This is a genomic window from Xanthomonas cassavae CFBP 4642 (assembly GCF_000454545.1).
Classification (GTDB): domain Bacteria; phylum Pseudomonadota; class Gammaproteobacteria; order Xanthomonadales; family Xanthomonadaceae; genus Xanthomonas; species Xanthomonas cassavae.
Window position 1 is genome coordinate 2,468,548 of sequence record NZ_CM002139.1, and the last position, 11,357, is coordinate 2,479,904.

Below are 11,357 nucleotides of genomic sequence, written 5' to 3' on the forward strand. Positions count from 1 at the left end.
TTTTTCTGCAGCGGCGACCGGCGAGCTCAGGATTCGATCAAATCAGGAAACACTGCGCCGTCGATATCCACCAGGCACGTGCCCCACGACAAGCCAATGCCGAAGCCGCACAGCAGCACGCGCTTGGGCCCGGCTTCCAGTTCCTTGTTGATCCGCGCGGTCATCGTGACCGGCAGCGAGGCGCCGCTGGTGTTGCCGAAGTCGCGCAGCGTCGAAGGCACTTTTTCCGCCGGCAGGCCGAGCTTCTTGCGAATGGTCTCGTTGATCATGCGGTTGGCCTGGTGGAACACGAAGTAATCCACCTCCTCCTTGGACACGCCGGTGTAGTCGAGCAGTTTCTGTACCGCCGGCGGCACCCGCTGGGTGGAGAAGCTCAGCACTGCCACGCCGTCCAGGATCAGGTCCACACCGCGCCGCCAGGGACCATCGGGCCCTTCGCGGAAGGGCATCAGGTGCTGCATTGCGACCGGTTCGCGGTGGCCGCCGACCGGCAGGATGATCGCCCTGTAGCCGCTGCCATCGCTGTTGAGGTCGAAATGCATCGGCGGCGCGTCGGCGCTGAATTCCAGCGCAGTGGCGGTGCCGGAGTCGGAGAAGATCGGGTCTTCCAGGTTGGCGCTGCGGTCGCCCACCAGCAGCAGGCCCTTCTTGACGCCGCCGGCGGCGATCATCGAGCCGAGCAGGTTGATGCCGAACGGGTAGGCCGAGCAGCCCAGGTTGACGTCGAAGGCCACCGTGGCGTGCGACAGGCCCAGCCGGTCCTGCAGGATGATGGCGGTGGCCGGAATCGGGTAATCCGGCGATTGGGTCACCACGATCAGCGCATCGATCTCCTCGCGCTTCCACTGCAGTTTTTCCAGCAGCACTTCGGTTGCATCGAACGCCAGGTCCGAAAAGCATTGCCATTCGCTCGCCATGCGCCGGGTCTCGATACCGACGTTGCGCACCAAACGCTCGCGTTCTGAGCGAATCTGCGGCCGGCAATCGGTGAGGTTGGACACGACCCGCTTCGGCACGCAGGTCGCCATGCCGGCAAAGCGGACGTTGTGCAGCGTGGAGGTCGGCATGGTGCTTACGCCTCGGTCAGTTTGTAGAGATCGCCCACGGTGGTGGCGGCAGTGAGATCTTCGCCGGTGATGGTCTTGCCGTACTCCATGTCGAACATGACGATCACGCCCAGCGCGGCCAGCGAATCCCACTCCGGCAATTCCAGCAGCACGGTGTCCAGCGTCACCTCCACCGGCTCCTGGAAGTCGGTGGCGGAAAGGAAGTTCTCGATAAACGTTGCCTGGGTCATGCGATCTCGCCTGGTTGCCTGTTGAAGAGATGGGAGTCTGGAATGCAGGTGCAGCGTGTTGCGATCATGCTGCCTGTTGACCGGCAATCAGATCGGCAATGGTATCGACCTGGTCGCGGGTCAGGCCGGGAAAGATCGGTAGGCACAATACTTGGGCGGCCACCGAGCGCGCCACCGGCAGCCACGCCGGCGCCGACGAGGGCAGGGCGCGATACATCGGGAAGTCGCTGATCAATGGATAGAAGTAACGTCGTACCAGGATGCCGTGCTCGCGCATCAATTGGTATAGCGCATCGCGCGCCAGCGGGTAGTCGTCCTGCACCAGGATCGGAAAGTACGCATAGTTGGGCGTGGAGTGATCGAGCCGCGCAACGCAATGGATGCCGCGAATGTCGCTCAATCGTTGCCGGTACTGCGCATCGATGGTGCTGCGTTGCGCAATGGCCTCGTCGATGTGCTTGAGCTGCAAGAGACCGAACGCTGCGCTGATCTCGTTCATCTTGCCGTTGATGCCGGGCGCCACCACCGTGGTCTCGTCGACGAAACCGAAGTTCTTCAGATGCCCGATACGTTGATAGGTCTTTTCGTCGGGGCACACGATTGCGCCGCCTTCGAAGGTGTTGAACACCTTGGTTGCATGAAAGCTCAACACGCTCAGGTCGCCGTGGCGCAGGATCGAGCCGCCGTCATCGCGCACCCCGAAGGCGTGTGCGGCGTCGTATATCACCTTGAGGTTGTAGATGTCGGCGATGCGGGTGATGGCGCTGGTGTCGCAGGCGGTGCCATAGCAATGCACCGGCATGATCGCGGTGGTCTGCGGGGTGATGGCCGCTTCGATCTTGGACGGGTCCATGTTGAGCGTTACCGGGTCGATGTCCACGAACACCGGGGTAATGCTCTTCCACAGCAACGAATGTGCGGTGGCCACGAACGAGTAGGGCGTGGTGATCACCTCGCCGGTGATGCGCAGCGCCTGCAAGGCAGTGATCAGGGCGGTGGTGCCGTTGGTCAGCAGTGCCAGGTGCGGGACGCCCAGGTAGGCGCACAGCGCCTGCTCCAATGCCCGATGCATCTCGCCACCGTTGCTGACGATGCGGCTGCTCCAGATCCGTTCCAGATAGGGCAGGAACTCTTCCAGCGGCGGCAGCAGCGGACTGGTGACGGGGATGGGCATCAATGCCTCGCTGGTGCGGGTGGATGTCGGGATTCCGCCGCAGCCGATGGCCGCGGGCAGTGTACCCGGAGGAAGCAAGCGCTATGCCGGCGAGCGGAACCTCACGTGCGTCGGCACGCTCAGTTCGCCAACTCGGTCTGTTCGCGGTCGATGCCGTACTTGCGCAGCTTCTCGACCAGGGTGGTGCGGCGCAGGCCTAGCAGCTGCGCCGCGTGGGCGACCACGCCCTGGGTACGTTCCAGCGCCTCGTTGATCAGCGCCAGTTCGATGTTGGCCATGTGCCCACGCAGGTCGATACCGTCGTCGGGCAGGCTGGCTGCCGAGGCCGGCTCGGCATCGGTGGGTTTGGGCTGCAGCGTCACCACATTGCTGGGTAGCGCTGTGGCGTCGGTGGGCGCGGCGACCAACGCCGGCTCCGGCGGCAACTCGACCGGAATGGACGAGGCAAAATCACCGCGATAGCGCGCCGGCAGATCCTGCACGCGCACCAGTCCACCGGGATGCAGCACCGCCAGGCGCTCCACCAGGTTGGTCAGCTCGCGCACATTGCCGGGCCAGTCGTAGCTGCGCAGTGCCTGCAAGGCTTCGTCGGCAAAGCGCACTTCGCCGCGGCCGGTGCGTGCCAGCTGGCCGGCGATGGTCTGCACCAGCATGGCCAGATCGTCAACGCGCTCGCGCAGTGCGGGCATTTCGATGGGGAACACGTTGAGACGGTAGAACAGGTCCTCGCGGAACTGCCCGTCGCTGATGCGCGCTTCCAGGTTGCGGTGGGTGGCGGCGATCACGCGCACGTTGCAGCGGATGGTCTGGCCACCGCCCACACGCTCGAAACTGCGCTCCTGCAGGACGCGCAGCAACTTGACCTGCATTGGCAGGCTCATGTCGCCGATCTCGTCCAGCAGCAGGGTGCCGCCTTCGGCCATTTCGAAGCGGCCCTTGCGCGCACTCAGGGCGCCGGTGAAGGCGCCTTTCTCGTGGCCGAAGAGTTCGCTTTCCAGCAGGTCCGGCGGAATCGCGCCGCAATTGATCGCCACAAACGGGCCATCGCGGCGCGGCGAATGTTGATGGATGGCACGCGCCACCACTTCCTTGCCGGTGCCGGATTCGCCCAGGACCAGCACGGTGGTGTCGAATGCGGCCACCTGGTCGATCAGGCGACGCAGCCGCGTCACCGCTTCGCTGTTGCCGGTCGGGCCGGTGTCCTGCTGTACGCCCGCCTGGTGCTCGGCATCCAGCCGCTTGAGGCTGGCACGGCGCAGCAGCGCTTCCAGCTGCGCATGCCGCAGGGGAGTGTCCAGCGCCCAGACGTTGGCCTCGTGCAGGCCATGCGATTGCGCAAACTCGCTCGGGCTGCCTTCCATCAGCAGCACGGGGGGAGGCAGCTTGGCGTCGGCCAGCCAGTCGAAGAATTTGTCTGCCTGCGCGGCGTCCTGCGCCGAGCCCACCATCACCGCCATCCATTCGTCGTGGCGATGACGGCCAGGGTTGATGTCGGCGCCGTCGGTGACCCAGCGGGGATTGAAGTCCATGAATTCGAGCAGCGAGACGGTGCGCTCGGCGCGCACGGCGTCGCTGTCGATCAACAGAATGCGTGACTCACTCATTCCTGGCTCCTTCCGTCAGGCCCTCCAGGATTGGCATGACTTCCTGGATATAGGACAGCTTGCTGACAAAATTGTCAGCACCCGCGCGAAGAGCGTGTTCACGATGCTCGGCATCGTCGAAGTGGCTCGCAATCACAATATACGGCGGATCGTCCTGCGTCTTGATCAGACGCGTTGCCTGCAGGCCGCCCATCTCCGGCATGGCCAGGTCCATCAGCACGACATTGGGGCGCAGCGACTCAGAGCGCTCGATCGCTTCCAGTCCGTTGGCGGCACTGCCCACGATGTTGAGCCACTCCACCTTGCGAAAATGACGCATCGCAGCGTTGATGAAGCCCTCGTGGTCGTCGACCAGCAGCACGGTGAGTTTGCTCATAGTAGTCCTTATCCCGCTCGCGCGAGCAGCGGTTTGGTGGTGCGGCGGCGCTCGCGGGCCGGGGCGATATCCAGTTGTTCGCGGTACTTGGCCACGGTCCGGCGCGCAATATTAACGCCCTGACGCGACAGCAGGCCGGCAATGGCTTCGTCGGCCAGCGGCCGGCCGGCCGGCTCGCTCTCGATCAGGCGGCGCACCATGGCCTTGACCGCCTGGCCGGAGACGCTGGCGCCTTCCAGGCGCACCGCGAAGAAGTGCTTGAGTTCGAAGGTGCCGCGCGGAGTCTGCAGGTACTTGCCGGTGGTGATGCGCGAAATCGTCGATTCGTGCATGCCGATCTCGTCGGCGATTTCCTTCAGGGTCAATGGCGCCATGGCTTCCTCGCCGCGGGCCAGGAAGGCGGCCTGGCGCTCGACGATGGCACGGGTGGCGCGCAGCAGGGTTTCGTAGCGCATCGACAGGCCACGGGTCAGCCAGCGGGCTTCCTGCAGCATGTCGCGCAGCGGCTGGGCCGCGTCACCGGCATCGGCCAGCGCGCGTTCGTGCACCGGGTTGATGCTGACCCGATGGGTGGTGGCCGGGTTCAGCGCCACGCGCCAGCTTCCGTCGGCATGCCAGGCGAGCACGTCCGGGATCACGCTGGCATTGCTTTCCTGCAGCAGGTCGTCGCCGGGGCGTGGTTGCAGCGACAGGATCAGCCGCACCGCCTCGCGCGCATCGTCCACTTCGGCGTCGTGCGCGCGCGCCAGCAGTGCGTAGTCGTGGCTGGCCAGCAGGTCCAGATCGCCGGCCAGGATGCGCGCGGCGAGGTGGCGGGCCGGCACGCGGCCGGGCAGGGCGCTCAGCTGCGCCTGCAGGCACTCGCGCAGGTCGCAGGCGGCCAGGCCGGCGGGGTCGCCGTGCAGCAGGCGCTGGCGGACCGCTTCGACGGCCTGCGCAGTCATCCCCAACCGCGTGGCGCCAAGCTGCTGCAGCGTGGGCAGTGCGTCGGCCAGGTAGCCGGCGTCGTCGGTGTGCTCCAGCCAGAACGCAGCGGCCCCCAACGCCGCCTCGTCCAGGTCCAGCGCCAGTTCGCGCAGGATGCGCACGTGCGGGTCGGTGGATTCGCCGGCTGCCACGCGCTGCATGCGGTCGTCGTCGCCCTCGTTCCAACTGCTGCTCTGCACGTCCCACATCGTGCTTTCCGGCAGCTCGTCGAACGCGGCGACATCGGTGGCGCCATCGTCGTTGGTGGCCGCCTCGTCCCCGTGATCGGCCAGCTCTTCCAACTCCAGCAACGGATTGGTTTCCAGCGCGCGACGAATTTCCAACTCCAACTGCATGCCGTCCAGTTGCAACAGACGGATCGACTGCAGCAGCTGTGGGGTGAGGTGCAGTTGCTGGCCAAGCTGGGCGGAAATAGTCGTCTTCATAGAAGCGCTTCCGAAGGGCACTGCACGCAGCAGCGATGGAACGCATCTTGCAGGACAAAGCGACGGGTTTCTAATCGGGGAGTTGGGTGAGGTGGCTCGTGATTTTCCCGACAGCGTGTGGGGAATCCCCTGACGTTTTTGGCGAACTGAAGCGTGCCTGACGGAATCCCGTCACTGTTTTAGGCCGACGTGGCCCGAATGCACCTTTCACCATCCTGACAGCCGGGCAAACAGCCTGCGGGAGTTGCTCAGACCAGCTCGTTGTGGTGCTTGGCCGCCAGCAGCACCAGATCGTTCGCACGCCGGCAGCCCAGCGACTCCATCATGCGCGCGCGATGGGTTTCCACCGTCTTGACGCTGATGCCAAGGTCTGCAGCGATTTCCTTGTTGCTCTGGCCGCGACCGATCTCGCGCAGGATCTCGCGCTGGCGCGGCGACAGGGCCGCGATACCGACCGGTTTCTCGCGGCCCAGCATCGGGGCGATCATCTTGGAAGAAATCTGCGGGCTCAGGAACACCTGGCCGGCGGCCGCGGCGCGCAGCGCCAGTTCCAGCTCCAGCGGGGCGGCATCCTTGACCACGAAGCCGACGGCGCCACGATCGAGCGCGTCGCGCACATGCACCGGGTCGTCGTGCATGGACATCATCACCACATGCGTGCGTGGCGCGGCGCGCAGCACATCGGTCATGGCGTCCAGTCCGCTGCGCCCGGGCAGCGACAGGTCCATCAGCACCAGATCGGGGCGATGCAGGGATGTCATATCCAGGGCTTGTTGCGCGTTGCTCGCCTCGCCGACGACATCGATGCCGGCGAAGGTTTGCAGCAGCCTGGACAGGCCTGCACGGACAAGGGTGTGATCGTCGACGATGATGACTCGCACGGCGCAGAAGGGACCTTTTTCGGTATAGGGCACCTTAGCCGACCAGGCGCCTGACGCCAACTGGCAGCGTCAGCGCTGGCGCCTGGCCTCGGCGATCTGGCGGCGGTGCAAACGAAACAGATGACGTTCCAGAGCATCCTGCAACCCAGGTGCAAGCGGTGCGAAGCGCAGCCACACCCACTGATCGTGACCGTCGTTCGCGCTTGCCAGCACCTGTGCTGGAAGCTGTACAAGTTCAGGAAGCCAGTCGGACGGTTGCAGGCACACCACGCCCGTGGTGCCCGCCGCATGGCTGGTTGCGCAATTCAGCCGGATGCCGCGCACCGACCAGTGCACCAGGTTCTGGATCAGGCCACTGTCGCCCTGGCGCACCAGGCGGCCGATCAGCGCCAGCATCAGATCGAGCTTGGCGTCCATGCGCTGCACCAGCAGCGGCAGTTCGCCGCGGTCTTCGCTGGCTTCTTCGCTGCGCAGGTCCTCGACCTGGCCAAGACTGCGCAGCAGGGTTTCCGCGGCACTGGGGGCGCCGGCGTCGCCACCGACGTTGAAGCCGGCCGGCAGGCGCAATTGGCAGCTGAGCGTGTCGGCAAACAGCTCGGCCTCTGCCGCCGGCGCGAGTGTGCCGAGCGCGGACATCAGATCCGGCCGACCCGGGCGTAGGCGCGGCTGGCTGACGACGAGGTCCGCTGCGCGCGGATCAGATCCAGCAACTTGCGCTGACGCTCGCGCATCAGCCGCATCAGGTCCTGGTGCATCGTCAGCAGCGTCTGCAGGGCATCGCGGTCCTGGTCGAGGTCCACGTGCTGCGCATACTGACGCAGGTGCAGGTCGTGCGCATCCAGCATCAGCGGCATGACTTCGAATTCCTCGTTCGCCATGGCGATCCGGATGTCGGCCATTTCGGCCTGAAGGCTTTGCACGCTATGCATGGTTGGACTCACGAAACGGCGGAGAGGCCGCGTTGTTCGAGGGGAATGGAGTTCCACGCCGAATCGATTTCGCTGAGCAGATCCAGCGCTTCGGTCAAGGCGGTGTCGTCGTTGTGCAGATTGGCTGCGGTCAGGCGCTGCATGACGTAGTCGTACAGGGCCGACAGGTTACCGGCAATCTCGCCACCGGCTTCGTGATCGAGCGAGCCGTTCAAGTGACCGACGATCGCGCAGGCTTCGCCGATGGCCTTGCCCTTGCGCGCCTGGTCGCCCTGCACCAGGCAGGCCTGGGCCAGACGGATGCGCTGGCAGGCGCCGGCGAACAGCAGCGACACCAGCTTGTGCGGGTCGGCTTCGGTCACGCTGGTGGACACGCCGACCTTGCGATATTGCTCGGCGTACTGACGATTGGAACCGTACATGGATGACTCCTCAATGGGCTGACCTTCGCGGGTCCCGGAGCGCTGCGCTCCTGCGACGACGCTCCTGCCGACAGGCAAGGCCGAAATCACGATAGGCCCTTCTTGTATCGGCAATACCCTGACAGGACTTGAGGATCTGCATCACGGAAATCAGCTTGTCAGCAGGCTGCTGAGCGAGCTGGTGCTGCCCTGCAACTTGCTGATCATGGTTTCCATCGCGGTGAACTGGGCGGTGTAGCGGTCGCTGAGTTTTTCCATGCGCGCATCGAGGTCGTCCAGCTCCGATTCGTAGCCCTTGATGGCCTTGTTCAAACTGTCCGAGCGCAGGGTGAGGGTGCCGTTGGTCACATTGACGTTGCTGTCGAGCAGCTTGGTCAGGGTGCCGCCGAACTTGCTGTCCTTGCCGAAGGTGTCGGCCGCGGCGCCACCGTCGGCGGCGATGGCGGTGTCGAACTTAGCGCCGTCGAAACTCATCACGCCATCCTTGTCGATGGTGAGGCCCAGGGCCTTGAGTTCGTTGACGTTGCCGCTGACCTGGCCACGCAGCTGTTGCTGCAGGCTGCGCACCAGCGAGTCGCCGGTCAGTGCCGAAGCGGTCTTGGTCGTCGCGTCGTAGCTGCTGCTCTTGGCCAGCAATGTGTTGGCAGTGTTGTAGGCGGCAGCGAAGGCGGTGAGGTTGCCCTTGAGGCCGCTGGTGTCGGCGGCCACACCCAGATTGAACTTCGTACCTTCGGCGGCCTTGGTGAGGGTGAGTACCACCCCTGGCACAATGTCGCTGACGGTATTGGAGCTGGAGGTACGCTCGAAGCCGTCCACACGCACCAGTGCGTCGGCTGCGGCCACGGTCTGGTTCAGTCCGCCGGTGACGCCGGGGCCATAGGCGAGGCCGCTCAGGCTTGGGTCGCTGGCACTGATGGTCAGCGCACCCTTGGTGCCGGAATCGACTGCATTGAAGACCAGGTGTTGGCCGTCGTTGGCGGTGACCACGCTGGCGGTGACGCCTTTGCCGCCTGCAGCCTTGTTGATGGCCGCCGCGATGTCGGTGAGCTTGTCGGTGCCGCTGATGTCCACAGTGACGCTGGCGTCGCCATAGCCGATCGTCAGCGTGCCGCTGCCCACCGTGGCATCGGCAGTGAACGCGCCCGAGGCCAGTTTCTGCGCAGTTGCCAGCGCCACCACTTCGACCGAATAGTTGCCCGGTGCCGCCGAACTGGTGGTGGTCGCGGTGAAGCCGGCATCGGTGGGCACCGTGGCCTTGTAGGCATTGGTGTCGGCGCTGCCGACCACCTTGTCCAGCGCGGACTTGAGCGTGGTCATGCTGCTCTTGATCTGGCTGATGGCCGACAGCTGCGTCGTCGCCGTGGTACCGGCCCTGTTGATGCGGTTCTGTTGGGGATTTTTCTCCGCGGCCACCAGCTTGGACACCAATGTGGGGATGTCCAGTCCAGAGGTGGACGTGCTGACCAACGATGCCATGGTGCATTCCTCGTCTGGGCGTCCGAAACAGAAGGACGCGTGGGATTACGAAGCGGGTATCGGCCGCATCCGCGATGACTTTAGCGGCATCGAAGCGTCTCGCTCACGGCATCACACAATGCAATTTCCATGCCGCAGAGGCCTCAAGAAACCCGCGCCGGTAATCCGTGCTGCCGCCTCGTCTCGATCTGCGGGCACAAAAAAGCCCCTCCGAAGAGAGGCTTTGGACTTGCTGCGAAGCGCTGCCGGAGTGTTACGGCAGATGACTGCGGTTACTGCAGCAGGCTCAGCACGTTCTGCGGAACCGACTTGGCCTGGGCCAGCATGGCGGTACCGGCCTGCTGCAGGATCTGCGTACGGGTCAGCTCGGCGGTGGTCTTTGCATAGTCCGTATCAGCGATCCGGCTGCGCGAGGCGGTGAGGTTCTCCGAAGTGGCAGCCAGATTGGCGATGGTGGAGGTGAAGCGATTCTGCACTGCGCCCATGTCGGCGCGCGAGGAGTTGACCGCAGTCAGCGCCTTGTCGACGATTTCCAGGGCCTTCTGCGAACCGGAGAACGTGGAAATATCCAGGCTGCTAAGCGTGACGGCGGTACTACCGGACGCGGCAGAGGCGGTGGTGAGGCCGGCGCTAGCGGTGATGCCCGCAGCGCTGGAGCTGCCGCCGGTCAGCGCAGTGAAGTCCTGGCCTGCCTTCAGGGACTCAAGCTTCAGATTGCCGCTGGTGTCGATCGAGGCATACATGCCGGTCTGATCCAGCTTTTCGTTGATCGCCGAGGCGACCTTCTTGTTGACGTCGGCTGCGGTGTCGCCGGAAGCGATCTTGACGTCTCCGATGGTGACGCTCTTGGCAGCGCCGCTGGCGTCGTTGAAGGACAGTGACATGCCGCTGATGGAGCCGGAGGCAGTGGCGGTACCGGTGACGCCTGCACCACTGACCGCGGCGGCGAAGCTGGCCTTGCCCAGCGAGTCGATGTTGGCATCGACGATGTTGCTGACGCCGATCGTCTGACCGGCATCGGCGCCGACCTGGAACAGCGCACCGGTGAACGAGCCGTCCAGCAGCTTGGTGCCGTTGAAGCTGGTCTGGTTGGCGACGCGATCGATTTCGGCGGTGAGCTGCTTGACTTCTGAGTTCAGCGCGTCGCGGTCGGTCTGCGAATTGGTGGCGTTGGACGACTGCACCGACAGTTCGCGGATACGCTGCAGGTTGTTGCCGATTTCCACCATGGCGCCTTCGGCGGTCTGGGACAGAGAGATACCGTCGTTGGCGTTGCGCGCGGCAACGTCCACGCCACGGATCTGCGTGGTGAAGCGCTCGGAGATGGCGAGACCAGCGGCGTCCACCGAAGCACTGACAATGCGCTTGCCGGAGGACAGCTGCTGAATGCTCAGCGCCATGCTTGAACTGTTGGTGTTGAGGTTACGCTGAGCATTCAGCGACATTACGTTGGTGTTGATTACCTGTGCCATTTTGATCTCTCCTAAGCGATTTTTCCGGCAAGGGGGACTTGCCTGGAGCCTCCGCAGGGGGGCCATCAAGTTGGCCGTTGCCGCTGCTGAGATGAATAACGGCGTTGCGTCGGGAACCTTTAGCGGAATTCAGTATTTTTTTACTGTTTTCTGCGTCAGGACGAAAAGCATAAGCGTTGTGCGACAAGGGGTTTGGTTTATTCGGCAGCACCCCGAAGATCTTTAGGGAAACTCTGAACAACTCCCCCTGATCCTGCGACAATCGCACAGAGGCACCAGGACGATGACGATGCAACTGACCTTCGGCGACGCGG

Annotated in this window: 13 protein-coding genes; all 13 read right to left on the reverse strand. The window is 64.4% G+C overall.

Translation table 11 applies throughout. The annotated features are described in order from the left end of the window. Positions 1–26: 26 nt before the first annotated feature. Positions 27–1,067: a ketoacyl-ACP synthase III gene (locus tag XCSCFBP4642_RS0110890; protein ID WP_029219807.1), complete on the reverse strand. Its 1,041-nt coding sequence runs from the start codon at positions 1,065–1,067 to the stop codon at positions 27–29. A 5-nt stretch (positions 1,068–1,072) separates the two neighbouring features. Then, positions 1,073–1,297 carry an acyl carrier protein gene (locus tag XCSCFBP4642_RS0110895; protein WP_024939600.1) on the reverse strand — a complete coding sequence of 75 codons (225 nt, stop codon included), beginning with the start codon at positions 1,295–1,297 and terminating at the stop codon, positions 1,073–1,075. Positions 1,298–1,361: 64 nt separating this feature from the next. After that, positions 1,362–2,471, reverse strand: coding sequence for a DegT/DnrJ/EryC1/StrS family aminotransferase (locus XCSCFBP4642_RS0110900; protein ID WP_029219808.1), 1,110 nt, complete (start codon positions 2,469–2,471; stop codon positions 1,362–1,364). Positions 2,472–2,590: 119 nt separating this feature from the next. After that, positions 2,591–4,075, reverse strand: a complete 1,485-nt coding sequence (locus tag XCSCFBP4642_RS0110905) for a sigma-54 dependent transcriptional regulator (RefSeq protein ID WP_029219809.1) — start codon at positions 4,073–4,075, stop codon at positions 2,591–2,593. Further along, complete coding sequence (locus XCSCFBP4642_RS0110910) at positions 4,068–4,451, reverse strand: response regulator (RefSeq protein ID WP_005997154.1); 384 nt, start codon at positions 4,449–4,451, stop codon at positions 4,068–4,070. The genes XCSCFBP4642_RS0110905 and XCSCFBP4642_RS0110910 overlap by 8 nt, the downstream gene beginning before the upstream one ends. An 8-nt stretch (positions 4,452–4,459) precedes the next feature. After that, positions 4,460–5,863: an RNA polymerase factor sigma-54 gene (gene rpoN / locus XCSCFBP4642_RS0110915; RefSeq protein ID WP_029219810.1), complete on the reverse strand. Its 1,404-nt coding sequence runs from the start codon at positions 5,861–5,863 to the stop codon at positions 4,460–4,462. A gap of 248 nt (positions 5,864–6,111) precedes the next feature. Then, the gene (locus tag XCSCFBP4642_RS0110920) at positions 6,112–6,744 is read right to left on the reverse strand and encodes a response regulator transcription factor (RefSeq protein WP_003482986.1); all 633 of its coding nucleotides are present in this window, start codon (positions 6,742–6,744) and stop codon (positions 6,112–6,114) included. A 69-nt stretch (positions 6,745–6,813) separates the two neighbouring features. Continuing rightward, the gene (locus tag XCSCFBP4642_RS0110925) at positions 6,814–7,380 is read right to left on the reverse strand and encodes a PilZ domain-containing protein (RefSeq protein ID WP_029219811.1); all 567 of its coding nucleotides are present in this window, start codon (positions 7,378–7,380) and stop codon (positions 6,814–6,816) included. After that, entirely contained in the window at positions 7,380–7,673 is a 294-nt protein-coding gene (locus tag XCSCFBP4642_RS0110930; protein WP_029219812.1) for a hypothetical protein, read from the reverse strand. The genes XCSCFBP4642_RS0110925 and XCSCFBP4642_RS0110930 overlap by 1 nt, the downstream gene beginning before the upstream one ends. Before the next feature lie 8 nt (positions 7,674–7,681). Then, positions 7,682–8,095: a flagellar export chaperone FliS gene (fliS, locus tag XCSCFBP4642_RS0110935; protein WP_029219813.1), complete on the reverse strand. Its 414-nt coding sequence runs from the start codon at positions 8,093–8,095 to the stop codon at positions 7,682–7,684. Between the two features lie 150 nt (positions 8,096–8,245). Further along, the gene (gene fliD / locus XCSCFBP4642_RS0110940) at positions 8,246–9,571 is read right to left on the reverse strand and encodes a flagellar filament capping protein FliD (protein WP_029219814.1); all 1,326 of its coding nucleotides are present in this window, start codon (positions 9,569–9,571) and stop codon (positions 8,246–8,248) included. Between the two features lie 272 nt (positions 9,572–9,843). Next, positions 9,844–11,043, reverse strand: coding sequence for a flagellin (locus XCSCFBP4642_RS0110945; RefSeq protein ID WP_029219815.1), 1,200 nt, complete (start codon positions 11,041–11,043; stop codon positions 9,844–9,846). Beyond that, positions 10,994–11,357, reverse strand: a 364-nt coding sequence (locus tag XCSCFBP4642_RS30035) for a hypothetical protein (protein ID WP_235048290.1), incomplete at its 5' end; no start/stop codon positions are given. The genes XCSCFBP4642_RS0110945 and XCSCFBP4642_RS30035, both read right to left, overlap by 50 nt.